Raw genomic sequence first — 17,381 nt, 5'->3', positions numbered from 1 at the left:
AATTTTGCCCTTGCTCCGCTAGCATTAGCCGCTTCTGCTTCCTTCGCTGCGACGGTTTTCGATGAGTTATCAGGTTCTTGCACGTAAATGGCGTCCGCGCTCGTTCCGCGAAATGGTCGGCCAGACCCATGTGCTCAAGGCTCTGATCAATGCCTTGGACAGCCAGCGGCTGCACCACGCTTACCTGTTCACCGGGACGCGCGGGGTCGGCAAGACCACCATCGCGCGGATCATTGCCAAGTGCCTGAACTGCGAGACAGGTATCACCTCCAGCCCCTGCGGCGAGTGTTCGGTGTGCCGCGAGATCGATGAAGGCCGTTTTGTCGACCTGATCGAGATCGACGCCGCCAGCCGCACCAAGGTCGAAGACACCCGCGAACTGCTCGATAACGTGCAGTACGCGCCAAGCCGTGGGCGCTTCAAGGTCTACCTGATCGACGAAGTGCACATGCTATCCAGCCATTCCTTCAATGCGCTGTTGAAAACCCTCGAAGAGCCGCCGCCCTACGTCAAGTTCATCCTGGCGACCACCGATCCGCAGAAACTTCCGGCAACGATTCTTTCGCGCTGCCTGCAGTTCTCCCTGAAGAACATGACGCCCGAGCGTGTGGTCGAGCATTTGACCCACGTCCTGACCGCAGAAAACGTACCTTTCGAAGACGATGCACTGTGGCTGCTTGGTCGCGCTGCTGACGGCTCGATGCGCGACGCCATGAGCCTGACCGATCAGGCCATCGCGTTCGGTGAAGGCAAGGTCCTCGCGACCGACGTGCGGGCCATGCTCGGCACGCTGGATCACGGTCAGGTCTATGACGTGCTGCATGCGCTGATCGAAGGCGATGCCAAGGCGCTGCTCGAAGCCGTGCGGCATCTGGCCGAGCAAGGCCCGGACTGGAACGGCGTGCTCTCGGAAATTCTCAACGTGCTGCACCGCGTGGCCATCGCTCAGGCGTTGCCGGAAGGCGTCGACAATGGCCACGGCGACCGTGATCGCGTATTGGCCCTGGCTCAGGCGCTGCCGGCCGAAGACGTGCAGTTCTATTACCAGATGGGCCTGATCGGTCGCCGCGACTTGCCGCTCGCGCCGGACCCGCGTGGCGGTTTCGAGATGGTCTTGCTGCGGATGCTCGCGTTCCGCCCGGCGGATACGGCGGACGCGCCGAGGCAACCGCTAAAGCCAGTGGGGATCAGCCAGGCCACAGTTGATTCCGCAAACTCAGTGGCTGCCGCGCCGAAGCCTGCGCCGGTGGTCGCTGCGGCTGCTGCGCCAGCACCCGCGCCCGCTGCCGAGCCAGAACCGGTTGTGCCGGTTGTCGAAGCGCAACCGGAGCCTGAGCCAGTCGCCGTCGAAACCGTGGTCGATCTGCCATGGAACGACCCGGTGGAAGCCGAGCCCGAGCCGGCGCCAGTACAGCAACCCGCCGTCGAACCGGTGCTGGAAACCGCTGGCGAGCAGCCTGAATTGCCGCCGATGCCGCTGCCGACCCCGGACAGCGTGGTCCCGGATGCGCCGGAGTGGGCCGCTGCGCCAATTCCCGAGCCGTCCGTCGCTGACGTCGATCCCGCTACACCAGGCATGGACATGGACGACGAACCGCCGCTGGATGAAGACTACATCGAGCCGGACATGGATTCGGCCTACAGCTACCTCGACGAACTGGCCAGCGAACACGCCGCCGATCCCGAGCCTGAGCCCGAGCCGGAACCTGCCGCCGCGCCGGCCACCGGCCTGGCCCTGCAATGGCTGGAGCTGTTCCCGAAGCTGCCGATTTCCGGCATGACCGGCAGCATCGCCGCCAACTGCACGTTGATTGCGGTCGACGGCGATCATTGGTTGATGCACCTCGATCCGGCCCACAGCGCGCTGTTCAACGCCACGCAACAGCGTCGTCTCAACGACGCGTTGAACCAGTTCCACGGGCGCACGCTGACGCTGACCATCGAGCTGATCAAGCCCGAGCAGGAAACCCCGGCCCAGGCCGCCTCCCGCCGCCGCGCCAATCGCCAGCGTGAGGCGGAGGAATCGATCCACGGTGATCCGTTCATCCAGCAGATGGTTCAGCAGTTCGGCGCGGTGGTGCGAAGCGATACTATTGAACCTGTCGACGCCTTGGTCACCCAAGGCTAATAACTGAAGGTGCTCGGCCAAGATGACCGGGCGCTGTTTTATCCAAGTACGTTTGAGGTGATTCCCATGATGAAAGGTGGCATGGCCGGCCTGATGAAGCAGGCGCAGCAGATGCAGGAAAAAATGGCCAAGATGCAGGAAGAACTGGCCAACGCCGAAGTCACCGGCAAGGCCGGCGGCGACATGGTCACCGTGGTGATGACCGGTCGTCACGACGTTAAAAGCGTGAGCATCGACCCAAGCCTGGTCGAAGGCCTGAGCGAAGACGACAAAGAGATGCTGGAAGCCGTGGTCGCCGCCGCCGTCAACGACGCCGTGCGCAAGATCGAAGCCAACAGCCAGGAAAAAATGGGCAGCATGACCGCCGGCATGAACCTGCCGGCGGGTATGAAACTGCCGTTCTGATTCGCCATTGCGCGGCAGATGAGCTACACAAAATGCCAGGCATTGCGCCTGGCATTTTTGTTTCTGCGCGGCGCGGATCGTTCCTACGCTCTGCGTGGGAATGCCTCTGGGGACGCTCCGCGTTCCAGCTTGCGATCGGGACGCGGAGCGTCCCGGGCTGCATTCCCACGCAGAGCGTGGGAAAGATCAGTGGGAGCGAGCCTCGGTCAAAACTGCAGAAACATCGAACACACCACCGCTACCAAGGTCTGCTCCCTATACACCGAATTCCCCATTCACAGGAGACGCTGACATGTCCGACCCTCTCACCCTCAATCAACGCTTCGTCCTCGCCTCGCGCCCGACCGGCGCGCCGACCCCGGAGAACTTCCGTCTGGAGCGCGAGGCATTGCCCGATCTGCAGGACGGTCAAGTCCTGCTGAAAACCCTGTACCTCTCTCTCGACCCGTACATGCGCGGGCGCATGAGCGACGCACCGTCCTACGCTGCGCCAGTGCAAATCGGCGAAGTGATGACCGGCGGCGCGGTCAGCCGGGTCGAGCAGTCCAATCATCCGAAATTCCACGTAGGTGATCTGGTGGTTGGCGCCACCGGTTGGCAGAGCCACAGCATCAGCGACGGCCGCAACATCATGCCGATCCCGGCCGGCCTGCCGAGCCCGTCGATGGCTCTCGGCGTACTGGGTATGCCGGGCATGACCGCCTACATGGGCCTGATGGACATCGGCCAGCCGAAAGAGGGCGAAACCCTGGTAGTGGCTGCGGCGTCCGGTGCCGTCGGCTCGGTGGTCGGGCAAGTGGCGAAGATCAAAGGCCTGCGCGCGGTCGGCGTGGCTGGCGGTGCCGAGAAGTGCAAATACGTCGTTGAGGAACTGGGTTTTGATGCCTGCATCGACCACAAGGCCGATGACTTTGCCGAGCAACTGGCCAAAGCCTGTCCCAACGGCATCGACATCTATTACGAGAACGTCGGCGGCCATGTCTTCGATGCCGTCGTGCCGCTGCTCAACCCCAAGGCGCGCATCCCGTTGTGCGGCCTGATTGCCGGCTACAACGCCGCCGAGGCGCCGACCGGCCCGGATCGTTTGCCGATGCTGCAACGCACTTTGCTCACCAAGCGTGTGCGGATTCAGGGCTTCATCGTCTTCGACGATTACGGTGATCGTCAGCCGGAATTCATCAGCCACATGGTGCCGTGGGTACGCGACGGCAAGGTGAAGTTCCGCGAGGACGTGGTCGAAGGCCTGGAGCAGGCACCCGAGGCGTTCATCGGTCTGCTGGAAGGGCGCAACTTCGGCAAACTGGTGGTCCGGGTCGCCCAGGACTGAGGATTTGACGCTGGCCAGAGGCGCGGGTATAAACCGCGTCTCGTTGTTTAGTCGGACTGTTTACCCATGAGCTTCAGCCCTTTGATTCGCCAACTGATCGACGCTCTGCGCACCTTGCCAGGCGTGGGTCAGAAAACCGCTCAGCGCATGGCGTTGCAGTTGCTCGAACGTGATCGCAGCGGTGGTACCCGTTTGGCCCAGGCCTTGAGCCAGGCCATGGAAGGCGTCGGCCATTGTCGCCAGTGCCGCACGCTGACCGAAGACGACCTCTGCCCGCAATGCGCCGACCCACGCCGCGATGACACGCTGCTGTGCGTAGTCGAAGGGCCGATGGACGTTTATGCGGTGGAGCAGACCGGCTTCCGTGGCCGCTATTTCGTGCTCAAGGGGCATTTGTCGCCGCTGGATGGCCTGGGGCCGGAAGCGATCGGCATTCCGCAATTGATGGCGCGGATTGAAGAGGCGGGGACCTTTACCGAAGTCATCCTCGCCACCAACCCGACGGTGGAAGGCGAAGCGACGGCGCACTACATCGCGCAGTTGCTCAACAACAAAGGCCTGGTCGCCTCGCGGATTGCCCACGGCGTGCCGCTGGGCGGTGAGCTGGAGCTGGTCGACGGCGGCACGCTGGCGCATTCGTTTGCCGGGCGTAAACCTATCTCCCTGTAAGTCTCTATCGCCCTTTCGGGCCACATCGCTGGCAAGCCAGCTCCCACAGTATTGGATGTGACCCACAGCATATGTGTCCACACCGAACCCTGTGGGAGCTGGCTTGCCAGCGATGGCCGCGCCGCGGTCCATCTGATTCACACAATTTCATTGATAACCAAGCAAGCGCTCGGTTAACGTCGGCGAACCCTTCCGTGGAGCTCGCCCATGCCTGCCTTTCAGGAATACTTCGACCCCAGCCACCAATTGGTCCGCGACAGCGTCAGACGTTTTGTCGAACGCGAGATCCTGCCGGACATCGATCAGTGGGAAGAAGCCGAAAGCTTTCCCCGTGAGCTGTACCTCAAGGCCGGTGCGGCGGGCATTCTCGGTATCGGCTATCCCGAGGCGCTCGGCGGCAGCCATGAAGGCGATCTGTTCGCCAAAGTCGCTGCCAGTGAAGAGTTGATGCGCTGTGGCTCAGGCGGGCTGGTAGCGGGGCTGGGGTCGCTGGATATCGGTTTGCCGCCGATCGTCAAATGGGCGCGGCCTGAAGTGCGAGAGCGGGTCGTCCCCCAAGTGCTCAGCGGCGAAAAGATCAGCGCCTTGGCGGTTACCGAACCCGGTGGCGGTTCCGACGTCGCCAACCTGCAAACCCGCGCCGTGCGTGACGGCGATTTCTACCGGGTCAGCGGCAGCAAGACCTTTATCACCAGCGGCGTGCGCGCCGATTTCTACACCGTCGCGGTGCGTACCGGTGCGCCGGGGTTCGGCGGTATCAGCCTGTTGCTGATCGAGAAGGGCACGCCGGGGTTCAGTGTCGGTAGGCAGTTGAAGAAAATGGGCTGGTGGGCGTCGGACACGGCTGAATTGTTCTTCGACGATTGCCGCGTGCCTGTAGGAAACCTCATCGGCGCCGAGAACATGGGCTTCGCCTGCATCATGGGCAATTTTCAGAGCGAACGCCTGGCGCTGGCGCTGATGGCCAACATGACGGCGCAATTGGCGCTGGAGGAGAGCCTGAAGTGGGCGCGCGAGCGTGAGGCATTTGGCAAACCCATCGGCAAGTTTCAGGTGATCAAGCATCGCCTCGCCGAAATGGCCACGGCGCTGGAAGTGTCGCGGGAGTTCACTTACCGGCAAGCGGCAAAAATGGCGGCGGGGCAGAGCGTGATCAAGGAGATTTCCATGGCGAAGAACTTCGCCACCGACACCTCCGACCGGATCACCACCGAGGCCGTGCAGATCCTTGGCGGGCTCGGTTACATGCGTGAAAGCCTGGTGGAGCGGCTGTATCGGGATAACCGCATTCTGTCGATTGGCGGCGGAACGCGGGAAGTGATGAACGAAATCATCAGCAAGCAGATGGGGCTCTAAGTCCTGCGGTGTAGCTGCCGGCCCCTTCGCGAGCAGGCTCGCTCCCACAGTTGAAATGCATTCCCCTGTGGGAGCGAGCCTGCTCGCGAAAGCGGCCTGTCAGACGCTGCTTATTTATCAGTCAACGCAAACTGCGTCAGGCAAAACGTCGGAATGCCCATGTCCTGCAAGCGCTGCGAACCTTGCAGCTCCGGCAGGTCAATGATCGCCGCCGCTTCATGTACCCGCGCGCCCATGCGGCGAATCAGGTTGGCTGCTGCGATCAGCGTGCCGCCGGTAGCGATCAGGTCATCGAACATCACCACCGAATCGCCTTCACACAGGCTGTCGGCGTGCACTTCCAGAAACGCTTCGCCGTACTCGGTCGCATAACCTTCGGCCAGTACGTCCGCCGGCAGTTTGCCTTGCTTGCGGAACAGCACCAGCGGCTTGTTCAACTGATAGGCCAGTACCGAACCGATCAGAAAACCACGGGCATCCATGGCGCCGATGTGGGTGAAGTCGGCTTCGACGTAGCGATGGGCGAAGCTGTCCATCACCAGGCGCAGGGCCGTCGGCGACTGGAACAGCGGGGTGATGTCGCGAAAGATCACGCCCGGTTTCGGGAAGTCGATCACGGGGCGGATCAGGGATTTGATGTCGAAGGAGTCGAAGACCATCGGGGTGTCCTGGCAGGGCTGCAAACGGCGCAGTATACCCGCGGCTGAAACGATTCGCTCAACCGCGGGTCGTGATCAGCCTTCGATCGAACCGCCGGCCAACGCGCACAGCTGGATCGGGTCGAGGATATGGATCTCCTTGCCCTCGGCGGCAATCAGCTCGTTCTGCTGGAAACGGGTGAACACCCGCGACACGGTTTCCACCGCCAGGCCCAGGTAATTGCCGATTTCATTGCGCGACATGCTCAGGCGGAACTGGTTGGCCGAGAAGCCGCGAGCGCGGAAGCGTGCCGACAGGTTGACCAGGAAAGTAGCGATGCGCTCGTCAGCGGTTTTCTTCGACAGCAGCAGCATCATTTGCTGGTCGTCACGAATCTCGCGGCTCATCACCCGCATCAACTGGCGGCGCAGTTGTGGCAATTGCAGCGCGAGTTCATCAAGGCGCTCGAAGGGGATTTCGCAAACCGAAGTGGTTTCCAGCGCCTGGGCCGAGACCGGGTGTTTTTCGGTGTCCATGCCCGACAGTCCGACCAGTTCGCTCGGCAGGTGGAAGCCGGTCAGCTGTTCTTCGCCGGCATCGCTCAGGCTGAAAGTCTTCAGCGCGCCGGAGCGGACTGCATAAACAGAATCGAAGGTGTCGCCCTGGCGGAACAGGAATTCGCCTTTCTTCAGCGGGCGGCCGCGTTTAACGATTTCGTCGAGCGCATCCATGTCTTCCAGATTCAGAGAAAGTGGCAGGCAGAGCGGGGCCAGGCTGCAATCCTTGCAGTGGGCCTGGTTGTGAGCGCGCAGTTTGACTGGCTCGGACATTTCTTCAATCCTTGTGGGAAAACACACATAAGCCGTAAGGGTAACCCACGGGAGGACATTCAGGCCAGCACGTGGCGGCGTTGTCCTACAGACATAAAGCCGCAGCACCGGCGGCCGATAACCCGCTATCAGCACTCAACCAAGGAAGGCCCCGATGACCGCCATTGGTACGCTAAGCCCCGGCAGCAGCGGCGTTGCCGCTTCGCCGGAGATGACCAGCACCGACGCTGCAATCGATCGCGATGAAGACTTGTCGCACACGGCAACCCCGACCTTGGTCGAGGGCGTCAAAGTGTCGCTCTCCGGCGCGGCCATCGCCAAATCCGCCGCTGTCGGCGGCGAGAACAGCGACATCGACAACAGTGGCTTACCGGAGAACATCCAACAGTTGCTGAAGATGATTCGCAAGATCCAAAAAGAAATCATCGAGAAAAAAGCCCGCATGGCGGCGGTCATGTCAGACAGAACCCTCTCCACCGAGGAAAAGATCAACAAGCTCGCCGCACTGCGGGGCGCCATCGCCGCCCTCAACAGTGGCCTGATCACCGCCAACCTCGCCCTGTCGAAAGTCATGAACCAGTCGGCGCTCAATCCTGATCAGAACCTCAAAGTCGGCTCGTTGCTGACCAAGCCTTAAATCACCCGCGAGAAACGCTGGCGGTTCTGCTGCTCCAGGTACGCATCGAAGACCATGCACACCGAGCGCACCAGCAATCGGCCCGCTGGCAACACCTCGATGCGCTCGCGCTCAAGCCTGATCAGGCCATCCTCGGCCATACCTTGCAACTGCGGCCAGAGCGCGCCGAAGTAGCCTTGAAAATCGATGTTGAACTGCTGCTCGATCTCGGCGAACTCGAGTTTGAAATTGCAGATCAGCTGCTGAATCACTGCGCGGCGCAAGCGGTCGTCGGCGTTGCACACCAGACCGCGACTGGTCGCCAGCTGCGCGCTGGCCAGGCTGTTCTGATAGGCAGTGAGGTCGCTGCTGTTCTGGCAGTACAGATCGCCGATCTGGCTGATCGCCGACACGCCCAAGCCAATCAGGTCGCAATGGCCGTGGGTGGTGTAACCCTGGAAGTTGCGTTGCAGGGTGTGCTCTTCCTGGGCAATCGCCAGTTCGTCATCGGGCAGGGCGAAGTGGTCCATGCCGATGTAGCGGTAGCCGGCAGCGGTCAGTTGCTCGATGGTGCGCTGGAGCATTTCCAGCTTGTGCGCCGGGCTCGGCAGTTCGCTGCTGTTGATTCGCCGTTGCGGCATGAAGCGTTCCGGCAGGTGCGCGTAGTTGAATACCGAGAGGCGATCCGGTTGCAGGCTGATTACTTCCTCGACGGTGCGGGCGAAATTGTCGGGCGTCTGCTTGGGCAGGCCATAAATCAGATCGATGTTGATCGAGCGAAATTGCAGGGTTCGCGCCGCATCGATCACCGCGCGGGTTTCTTCCAGGCTTTGCAGGCGATTGACCGCGCGCTGCACCGCCGGGTCAAGATCCTGCAGGCCAATGCTGACCCGGTTGAAACCCAATTCACGCAACAGGCCCATGGTCGACCAGTCGGCTTCGCGCGGGTCGATTTCAATGCCGTAATCGCCCGAGTCATCGTTGAGCAAATTGAAATGCTTGCGCAGGTGCGCCATCAGCTGGCGCAATTCGTCGTGGCTGAGAAAAGTCGGCGTGCCGCCACCGAAATGCAGCTGCTCGACGGTTTGCGCCGGGTCGAGGTGGCAGGCAATCAACTGGATTTCCTGCTCGAGCCGTTGCAGATACGGCTGCGCGCGACCGCGATCCTTGGTGATGACCTTATTGCAGGCGCAGTAGTAGCAAATGTTCGCGCAGAACGGCACATGCACGTACAGCGACAACGGCCGCTGCGCCTTGCGGCTGTCGCGCAGGGCGTGGAACAGGTCGAAAGTGCCGACCTGACCGTGAAATTGCACGGCAGTCGGGTACGAGGTGTAGCGTGGCCCCGCCAGATCGTAGCGGCGGATCAGATCAGAGTCCCAACGAATGGCGTCGAGCATGCGGGCATTCCCCCGGATAGGCTGGCAGTGTGGCGAGTCTATCGGGGGGCGGCGATGGGGCTGTTGATTTGCATCAACAGCACAAGGTCAAAAGATCGCAGCCTTCGGCAGCTCCTACGTTGGAATGCGACCTCCTGTAGGAGCTGCCGGAGGCTGCGATCTTTTGCTTCTAATGGCCCATGAGCCAATGCTGATGCGGGCCGGGGAGGGTCCATAAGCCGAACAGAATCACCAACAAACCGCCGGACATGCGCACGCTGCGTTTGCGCAGGATCGCGGTGACCCGCTCAGCCGCCAGCCCGGTGGCCAGCAGCACCGGCCAGGTGCCGAGGCCGAAAGCGAGCATCAGCAACGCACTGTCCAGCGCATTGCCCTGACTCGCGCTCCACAGCAAGGTGCTGTAAACCAGCCCGCACGGCAGCCACCCCCACAGCGCACCGAGCAGCAAGGCACGCGGCAGGCTGGAAACCGGCAGCAAGCGATTCGCCACTGGTTGAATAAAACGCCACAAGCCACGCCCGAGCGCTTCGATACGGGTGAGCCCGCTCCACCAGCCGGCCAGGTGCAAACCCATGGCGATCAGCAGCAACCCGGCCAGCACGCGCATGAACAGCGCCGCCGGGCTGTTGGCGACTGCCCAGCCGGCCAGACCGATGAGCAACCCCGCCGTGGCATAACTGAGAATCCGCCCGAGGTTGTACGCCAGTAACAGGCGAAAGCGCCGGCTGCGCTGCTCCTTGGGAATCGCCAGGGTCAGCGCGCCCATCAGGCCGCCGCACATGCCCAGACAGTGGCCGCCACCGAGCAGGCCGAGGATCAGCGCCGAGACCAGCAGGGGCGCCAGTTCAAGCATGGGGTGGCGCCTTGTCGTCCGGTTTGCCAGCGTTGGCTTCGTCCACCGCGGCGGTGTGGTTGGGGTCCTGATCGTCAAAAAGAATGCTGTGTGCCGGGCCGTCGAGGTCGTCGTACTGACCGCTGTCCACCGCCCAGAAGAAGATGTACACGGCGATGGCGACGATGAGCAAGGCAGCGGGAATCATCACATAGAGAGCTGGCATCGGTAACTCCAGGCCCGCGCGGCTCAGGCCGGCAGCGGGCGGGTTGCTGTTGCGGTGCTGGCGGCCGGTGCGCTCGGCAGACGAGTCAGGCGCAGGGCGTTGAGCACCACGGTCAGCGAACTGATCGACATGCCGACCGCCGCCCACACCGGAGTGATCCAGCCGAGGGCGGCGAACGGCAACATGAGGCCATTGTACAGCGCCGCCCACAGCAGGTTTTCGATGATTACCCGGCGCGTGCGTCGCGCCAGCGTGAAGGCTTGCACCAGAGCGTCAAGGCGATTGGACAGCAACACTGCATCGGCGCTGGTTTTCGCCAGATCGGTGGCCGAGCCCATGGCCACGCTGATATCGGCCGCAGCCAGCACCGGCACGTCGTTGACGCCGTCGCCGAGCATCAGCACCTTGCGCCCTTCCTTGTGCAGTTGTTGCAGCACTTGCAGTTTGTCATCCGGGCGCAAGCCGCCACGGGCCTCGTCGATGCCCAGTTCGGCGGCGACACTGGCGACCATCGGCGAACTGTCGCCGGACAACAGCAAGGTGCGCCAGCCCCGCGCTTTGCAGGCCGCGAGCAGGGCGGGGGCGTCGTCACGCAGGCGATCGTCGAGGACGAACCATGCCAGCGGCCCCTGAGTGTCGGCGAGCAGCAACCATTGTCCGGCTTCATCAGGCATTGACGGCAGCGCCGCGCCGCTCAGGGCGCAGGCAAATTCGGCCTGACCGATGCGCAAGCGTTGCTCACCGACCACGCCTTCCAAGCCCAGGCCTGGTGTGCTGTGCACGTCCTCGGCGGCCAGCGGCGCGCGACCGAAAGCGCGGGCGATCGGGTGTTCCGAGCGGTTTTCCAGCGCAGCGGCAAGGCTCAGGCATTGTTCGCTGTCGAGCGCGCCGAGCGGGCGAATCGAGCGCAGTACCAAGCGACCTTCAGTGAGCGTGCCGGTCTTGTCGAAAATCACCGTGTCGATCTGGTTCAAGCCTTCCAGCACATGGCCGCGGGTCAGCAGCAGGCCGAGTTTGTGCAGGGTGCCGGTGGCGGCGGTGAGGGCGGTCGGCGTCGCCAGTGACAGCGCGCACGGGCAGGTCGCCACCAGCATGGCGAGGACGATCCAGAACGCCCGCGCTGAGTCCAGTTGCCACCACAGCACGCCGATCACTGCTGCGGCAATCAGCGACAGCAGCAGGAACCATTGCGCGGCGCGGTCGGCGATTTCTGCCAGACGCGGTTTCTCCGCCTGAGCGCGGTCGAGCAGGCGCACGATCGCGGAGAGACGCGTGTCCTGTCCCAGCGCCTGCACTTCGACGGTCAATGCGCCTTCGACATTGAGCGTGCCCGCAGTTACTGCATCGCCGAGCGTGCGTGGCTGTGGCAGGTATTCGCCAGTCAGCAGCGATTCGTCGATGCTCGACTGACCGTCGATGATCTTGCCGTCAGCCGGCAGAATCGAGCCCGGCTGCACCAGAATCCGCTCGCCCACGCGCAACTCGCTGAGCAGGATGCGTTCGCTCTGGCCATCGCTATCCAGGCGCAGGCACGAGGCGGGCAACAGGTTGACCAGTTGCGCGGTGGCAGCAGCGGTGCGTTCGCGGGCGCGGCGTTCCAGATAGCGTCCGGCGAGCAGAAACAGCGCGAACATGCCGACCGCATCGAAGTACAGCTCGCCGACCCCGGTGATCGATGTCCAGATCCCGGCGATGTAAGCGCTGCCGATCGCCAGTGAAACAGAAACGTCCATGGTCAGGTGGCGGGTGCGCAAATCGCGCATCGCGCCTTTGAAGAACGGCGCGCAGCTGTAGAACACGATGGGTGTGGTCAGAAACAGCGCGACCCAGCGCAGGATCGTGTGCAGCTCGGGACTGAGGTCGATGTTGAATTCCGGCCAGGTGGCCATGGTTGCCATCATCGCCTGAAACCACAGTAACCCGGCGACGCCGAGCTGGCGCAGGGCCAGGCGATTCTCGCTGGCCAGCTGTTCGCTGGCGCGGTCGGCCTGGTACGGGTGGGCGGCGTAACCGATGTGGCGCAGCTCGGCGAGGATCTGGCTCAGCGGCAATTGTGCGTCGGCCCAACGCACGTGCAGGCGATGGTTGGACAGGTTCAACCGCGCTTCGGCGACGGCGGGCAGGGTGCGCAGGTGTTTCTCGATCAGCCAGCCGCAGGCGGCGCAACTGATGCCTTCCATCAACAGCGTGGTTTCAGCCAGATCGCCTTCGTGGCGCACGAAGGGCTGCTGCACGTCGGCGCGGTCGTACAGCGCCAGTTCATCAGTCAGTTGCACCGGCAGCGCTTCGGGATTGGCCGACGCTTCGCTGCGATGCTGGTAATAGCTTTCCAGACCACCGGCGACGATGGCTTCGGCTACCGCCTGACAGCCCGGGCAGCAGAACTCGCGGGCCTGCCCGAGGACGACGGCGGTGAAGCGGCTGCCGGACGGGACGGGCAGGGCGCAGTGGTAGCAGGGAACTGGGGTGGTCATGGCATTGATGAGGGTATGAGCCCTTGCATTGGGGGTGTTCGCTTGCCCTCACCCCAGCCCTCTCCCGGAGGGAGAGGGAGCCGATCGGTGTAAGCCTGAAGAGCGGCTTCAGTCGCTGACATTGTCACTGTCATACGCCCCGCTTCCAAGCAACCGAGATCAGTCCCCTCGCCCTCCGGGAGAGGGCTAGGGTGAGGGGCTCTTGATTTTGATTCACTTCTTCAGGTCTTCGGCACCCTGCAATGGCTCATCACCCAGCAGCAGTTCCTTGTCATGACTGACCAGTTCTTCTTCAAACATGCGCCACACGTGCTCGTCCTGGCTGCCGAGCAACTCGACAAAGCGCCGCCCTTCGACCTTGTCGCTCAACTGGCCGATGTAGCGCCCGCTCTCGCTGCCACTGCGGGTCAGAACGATCTTGCGATCCTTCTCCGGCTGGGTCGGCGAGATCAGGTTCAGCTCCAGCGTTTGCGGCTGGCTGACACCGTTCAAGCGCAAGTCGACTTCCCCGGTCACATCATCCAGATGCACCGCTGCACGCAGCTTCAGGGTTTGCGCCAGCAGCTCGCGATCCAGTGAACGGTTGATGCCTTTGCCTGCTTCGTAATAGTTGTCGTTGACCAGATTGTCCGGGTTGTTCACCGCGATGGTCACCATCGACAGGGTCAAGGCCACCGAGCAAGCCAGAATTGCGATGATGATCCACGGCCAGAGGTGCTTGTACCAGGGACTTGCGGCGTTTGCAGCGGGCATGTTCAAAATTCTCTCAACGGATTTGTGGGCCGATGAATCGGCTCTTGGCTTCAACGTGGACGCTGTCGTCATCGGCGTCCTTGAGGATGAATTTCACCTCGTTGGTGCTCGATGGCAGTTGTTCCGGTGCGCTCGACAACTCGACCGGCATGCTGACGATATCCCCGGCGGCAACCTTGATCTCGCGCTTGCCTTGCAGGCGCAGGTCCGGCAGACCCTCGGCTTGCAGCAGGTAAGTGTGGTCGCGCTGATCCTTGTTCATGATCTTCAGGCTGTAGACGTTCTCGATCCGGCCTTCGGCGTTTTCGCGGTACAGCACGCGGTCCTTGCTGACGTCGAAGCCGACCAGCGAACGCATGAAGAACGCAGCGACCAACAGGCTGATCATCGCCAGCAGCACCACGGCGTAGCCGATCAGGCGCGGTCGCAGTTTATGGGTTTTCTGCCCGGAGAGGTTGTGTTCGGTGGTGTAACTGATCAGGCCGCGCGGGTAATCCATCTTGTCCATGATGCTGTCGCAAGCGTCGATGCACGCAGCGCAGCCGATGCATTCGATCTGCAGGCCATCGCGGATGTCGATGCCGGTCGGGCAGACCTGCACGCACATCGTGCAGTCGATGCAATCGCCCAACCCCAGGGCTTTGTAGTCGATGCCTTTCTTGCGCGGCCCACGGCTTTCGCCACGGCGCGGGTCGTAGGAAACGATCAGCGTGTCCTTGTCGAACATCACGCTCTGGAAGCGCGCATACGGGCACATGTAGATGCACACCTGCTCACGCAACCAACCGGCATTGCCGTACGTGGCGAGGGTGAAAAAACCGACCCAGAAATACGACCAGCCATCGGCCTGACCGGTGAAAAATTCGATGACCAGTTCGCGGATCGGCGAGAAGTAGCCGACAAAGGTCATGCCGGTGACAAAACCGATCAACAGCCACAGCGAATGTTTGGCCAGTTTGCGCAGGAATTTGTTGGCGCTCATCGGCGCCTTGTCGAGCTTGATGCGCTGGTTGCGGTCGCCTTCGGTGACCTTTTCGCACCACATGAAAATCCACGTCCACACGCTCTGCGGGCAGGTATAACCGCACCAGACGCGCCCGGCATAGACAGTGATGAAGAACAGGCCGAACGCGGCAATGATCAACAGGCCCGAGAGCAGGATGAAATCCTGTGGCCAGAAAGTCGCGCCGAAGATGAAGAACTTGCGCTCCGGCAGGTTCCACCACACCGCCTGATGACCGCCCCAGTTCAGCCACACCGTGCCGAAATACAGCAGAAACAACGCCGCACCGCCGAGCATCCGCAGATTGCGGAACAGGCCGGTGAAAGCCCGGGTATAGATTTTTTCTCGTGAGGCATAAAGATCGACGCTGTTGTTCGCGTTCTTGCTCGGTGGCGTGACGTCGTGTACCGGAATCTGATTGCTCATCATTGCATCCCACGGCAGTGGAAAAATGCCTCGGTCGATACGTGCCAACCGAGGTCAAAAAGGCTGTTGCAGTAGCGCGATGATACGCCTGCCGCTCTGGCTCAAGGGTGCGACCTTTGGTCGCGTTGGGTAAAAAATGCGGATGGTGTAGCGATTGCGCAAAAGCCTGACGCAGATCAATTGACTTGTTGAGTATGGACGCTTTTGCCGAAGTGGCTAGTTCATCCTTTCAATTGTTTGTTCACGCCACTGCCGTTGATTTCGCAAGTTGAATAACACCCGTGATTGTTTTCATTCAGGCGACAAGTCAGGCCGGACGCTACGGGTTTCTATTAATTGGTATGTTGTAATTTGGCGGGTCTGAAATATATTCACTCGATTGTTGTTGGTGAAGGCTTTGAAGTTTTCGATGTATTCGAATAAGTTCTGTTCGCGCGAAACTTCTTTTGCGTATCGAAAATTAATTGAAATGGAATTTCAAGCATGGCTTTGAATAAATTCATGAGCATCTTTATGGGTGCTTGTCTGGTAGCTTCGGCTATTACCGCTCAGGCTACAACTGGCATGCCGAAACATATGGTCTTTACTTCGGATACTCAATATCCATGGACAGACAAAACCGATATCCGCGAGCCCGAATCGGATTCAGAATTCACGGCGCGCTCGAAATGGCTGATTGAAACCCAACTTGCGAGCATTGCCGAATTCAGAATTCAACACGGCTCTCAAGCGCAGGTTCCGTTGATGATCAATGGCGATATAACCGCTTTTGGTCATGGCTGGCAGCGCTCGTTCATGAAGGATTCGCTGAACAGGCACTTCAAGGGTGAATATCTTTACGGCTTGGGCAATCACGACTATGAAAACAATGTTGATGATTGCTTTACCAATAACTGTGCTGCAGGAAGTATTGTCGAGTTCAAAGAACATCATGAAGGTAAAGTCGATAACTTTGATCTGAAAATCACTGACGGTTTTCTGAGCAGGACGTATTCCGGTAGCCTCGCCTATTCTAAAAATATCGGCGAAGTGCATATGGTTCAGCTTAATAACGAGCCGACCTACACCACCCGGATTGCTCATCCGTTGAACCCGACAACGTTCGAAATCAACGACGCACTGGACTGGCTCGAGACCGATCTGCGACTGGCGCGAGCGTCGGGCTACGCCATCATTATCAATATGCACAAACCCTTGCGGCACCAGGGCAGCCCCGAGCAGAAGAAGCGTTTCCATGACATGGTCAACAAGTACCAGGTGACGGCCATTTTCGCCGGCCACCTGCATACCGAGGAGGAAGTTCCTACTGGGAGGGCAGCGTCCCCATGTATCTCAGCGGAAGCACCTCTCAGCAAACCTACCTGACTGCGAATTTCACCGAGGATCGCAAGCATTTGCAGATCTATCTGGTGAAGAACAACCAGTGGCGTGAGCGGACGCTGATCGATACCACGGTTGTGCATTCAATCTTTGCCCAACGCCCATGAAAAAAGCCCCGCCGGTGATAGGGCGGGGTGTTCAGCAGTCAGTTATTGGCAGCGATCCATGGGTTGATCAGATTGACGCCGCTGAGTTGAAAGTCCGCAATGTTGCGAGTTACCAGCGTAAGCCCGTGCACAAGCGCGGTGGCGGCGATCAAGGCGTCGCATTCACTGCTGCGGTCGGGAACATGCAATCGTGCGCACCGGGTGGCGACGCTGGTATCGACAGGCAGGATTCTTCCAGAGAACGCCGGTTTGACGTGATGTTCCAGCCAGTTGCGCAGCAGCTGGCCTTGTGAAGGGTCACGACGTTCGATACGCAGGACGCCCGTTTCCAGTTCCAGCACAGTGATTGCGGATAGATACAGGCTGGCTGGGGAAACGCTGTTTGCCCATTTCACCACATGCTTGTCGGCTTGGTTTTTCCGCAACTCGGAAACTACATTGGTATCCAGTAGAAACATCAGGAAAGGTCCACGCTGCGAGGATTGATGACAGCGCGCTCGGGTTCGAATTCGATTTCAAGCGCATTCGGCATCGCCAGCAGCTCAACGATACTGGTCTCGCAACCGGTCAGTTTCTGGTACTCCTCGATGCTGAGCAATACGTGGGCAGGCCTGCCTCGGTCAGTAATGATTACTGGACCTTGACGCGTGGCTTTTTTGGCTGCACTGGTGTCCTGATTGAACTCGCGGCTGGAAATGGTGGTGATGGCCATCATGTTTGGCCTCCAGAAATTCTGATGTAGGAACGTTACTATTTTGAGATTTTCACCGCAATCGGAAAGGCGGGTCGGGGACGATCGGTTTGTCAATT

The 17,381-nt window shown here is 60.8% G+C and carries 16 protein-coding genes and 1 pseudogene; 7 read left to right on the top strand and 10 right to left on the bottom strand.

Annotated elements, in window-relative coordinates:
* Nucleotides 1–61 precede the first annotated feature (61 nt).
* The 5 genes from dnaX to ACZZ0K_RS14635 all read left to right on the top strand — a co-directional run bounded on the left by dnaX (nucleotide 62) and on the right by ACZZ0K_RS14635 (nucleotide 5,885).
* Nucleotides 62–2,128: a DNA polymerase III subunit gamma/tau gene (dnaX, locus tag ACZZ0K_RS14655; protein WP_258707850.1), complete on the top strand. Its 2,067-nt coding sequence runs from the start codon at nucleotides 62–64 to the stop codon at nucleotides 2,126–2,128.
* A 66-nt stretch (nucleotides 2,129–2,194) separates the two neighbouring features.
* Nucleotides 2,195–2,533 (top strand): YbaB/EbfC family nucleoid-associated protein, encoded by a 339-nt coding sequence (locus tag ACZZ0K_RS14650; protein WP_003223337.1) that lies wholly within the window; start codon nucleotides 2,195–2,197, stop codon nucleotides 2,531–2,533.
* Nucleotides 2,534–2,825: 292 nt separating this feature from the next.
* Entirely contained in the window at nucleotides 2,826–3,860 is a 1,035-nt protein-coding gene (locus tag ACZZ0K_RS14645; RefSeq protein WP_039763023.1) for an NADP-dependent oxidoreductase, read from the top strand.
* A 66-nt stretch (nucleotides 3,861–3,926) separates the two neighbouring features.
* Entirely contained in the window at nucleotides 3,927–4,529 is a 603-nt protein-coding gene (recR, locus tag ACZZ0K_RS14640) for a recombination mediator RecR (protein WP_016773861.1), read from the top strand.
* A gap of 207 nt (nucleotides 4,530–4,736) precedes the next feature.
* Nucleotides 4,737–5,885, top strand: a complete 1,149-nt coding sequence (locus ACZZ0K_RS14635; protein WP_150741394.1) for an acyl-CoA dehydrogenase family protein — start codon at nucleotides 4,737–4,739, stop codon at nucleotides 5,883–5,885.
* A gap of 110 nt (nucleotides 5,886–5,995) precedes the next feature.
* On the opposite strand, the gene ACZZ0K_RS14630 is transcribed toward ACZZ0K_RS14635, so the two are convergent.
* Together ACZZ0K_RS14630 and fnr are read right to left on the bottom strand one after the other, a co-directional pair.
* A complete protein-coding gene (locus tag ACZZ0K_RS14630; protein WP_024012326.1) occupies nucleotides 5,996–6,544 on the bottom strand; it encodes an adenine phosphoribosyltransferase in 549 nt (182 codons plus the stop codon).
* Between the two features lie 75 nt (nucleotides 6,545–6,619).
* Nucleotides 6,620–7,354 carry a fumarate/nitrate reduction transcriptional regulator Fnr gene (fnr, locus tag ACZZ0K_RS14625; RefSeq protein ID WP_016773865.1) on the bottom strand — a complete coding sequence of 245 codons (735 nt, stop codon included), beginning with the start codon at nucleotides 7,352–7,354 and terminating at the stop codon, nucleotides 6,620–6,622.
* Nucleotides 7,355–7,508: 154 nt separating this feature from the next.
* Here fnr and ACZZ0K_RS14620 point away from each other — a divergent pair, with 154 nt between their 5' ends.
* Complete coding sequence (locus ACZZ0K_RS14620; RefSeq protein ID WP_150741395.1) at nucleotides 7,509–7,991, top strand: hypothetical protein; 483 nt, start codon at nucleotides 7,509–7,511, stop codon at nucleotides 7,989–7,991.
* On the opposite strand, the gene hemN is transcribed toward ACZZ0K_RS14620, so the two are convergent.
* The 6 genes from hemN to ccoG form a co-directional block, all read right to left on the bottom strand.
* The gene (gene hemN, locus ACZZ0K_RS14615) at nucleotides 7,988–9,370 is read right to left on the bottom strand and encodes an oxygen-independent coproporphyrinogen III oxidase (RefSeq protein WP_252887620.1); all 1,383 of its coding nucleotides are present in this window, start codon (nucleotides 9,368–9,370) and stop codon (nucleotides 7,988–7,990) included. The two genes, ACZZ0K_RS14620 and hemN, sit on opposite strands and share 4 nt — an antisense overlap.
* Before the next feature lie 169 nt (nucleotides 9,371–9,539).
* Nucleotides 9,540–10,223, bottom strand: a complete 684-nt coding sequence (locus tag ACZZ0K_RS14610; protein ID WP_252883470.1) for a sulfite exporter TauE/SafE family protein — start codon at nucleotides 10,221–10,223, stop codon at nucleotides 9,540–9,542.
* Nucleotides 10,216–10,428, bottom strand: coding sequence for a cbb3-type cytochrome oxidase assembly protein CcoS (gene ccoS, locus ACZZ0K_RS14605; protein ID WP_039763029.1), 213 nt, complete (start codon nucleotides 10,426–10,428; stop codon nucleotides 10,216–10,218). Before ccoS ends, ACZZ0K_RS14610 begins: the two co-directional genes overlap by 8 nt.
* A 23-nt stretch (nucleotides 10,429–10,451) precedes the next feature.
* Nucleotides 10,452–12,902 carry a heavy metal translocating P-type ATPase gene (locus tag ACZZ0K_RS14600; protein WP_258707851.1) on the bottom strand — a complete coding sequence of 817 codons (2,451 nt, stop codon included), beginning with the start codon at nucleotides 12,900–12,902 and terminating at the stop codon, nucleotides 10,452–10,454.
* A 213-nt stretch (nucleotides 12,903–13,115) separates the two neighbouring features.
* On the bottom strand, nucleotides 13,116–13,655 hold the full coding sequence (locus ACZZ0K_RS14595; RefSeq protein ID WP_258707852.1) for a FixH family protein: 540 nt from the start codon (nucleotides 13,653–13,655) through the stop codon (nucleotides 13,116–13,118).
* 13 nt (nucleotides 13,656–13,668) lie between these two features.
* Complete coding sequence (gene ccoG / locus ACZZ0K_RS14590) at nucleotides 13,669–15,084, bottom strand: cytochrome c oxidase accessory protein CcoG (protein ID WP_073474016.1); 1,416 nt, start codon at nucleotides 15,082–15,084, stop codon at nucleotides 13,669–13,671.
* 483 nt (nucleotides 15,085–15,567) lie between these two features.
* On the opposite strand from ccoG, the pseudogene ACZZ0K_RS14585 reads away from it, so the two are divergent.
* A pseudogene (locus ACZZ0K_RS14585) lies at nucleotides 15,568–16,571 on the top strand (metallophosphoesterase family protein).
* 38 nt (nucleotides 16,572–16,609) lie between these two features.
* Here ACZZ0K_RS14585 and ACZZ0K_RS14580 read toward each other — a convergent pair.
* Together ACZZ0K_RS14580 and ACZZ0K_RS14575 are read right to left on the bottom strand one after the other, a co-directional pair.
* A complete protein-coding gene (locus ACZZ0K_RS14580; protein ID WP_252883472.1) occupies nucleotides 16,610–17,029 on the bottom strand; it encodes a type II toxin-antitoxin system VapC family toxin in 420 nt (139 codons plus the stop codon).
* On the bottom strand, nucleotides 17,029–17,283 hold the full coding sequence (locus ACZZ0K_RS14575; RefSeq protein ID WP_041479165.1) for a type II toxin-antitoxin system Phd/YefM family antitoxin: 255 nt from the start codon (nucleotides 17,281–17,283) through the stop codon (nucleotides 17,029–17,031). The genes ACZZ0K_RS14580 and ACZZ0K_RS14575 overlap by 1 nt, the downstream gene beginning before the upstream one ends.
* Nucleotides 17,284–17,381 lie beyond the last annotated feature (98 nt).

Source organism: Pseudomonas sp. AC255 (assembly GCF_979258175.1).
Note: the sequence above shows the minus strand (reverse complement) of the source record. Positions and strands in the feature narration are given on the sequence as shown.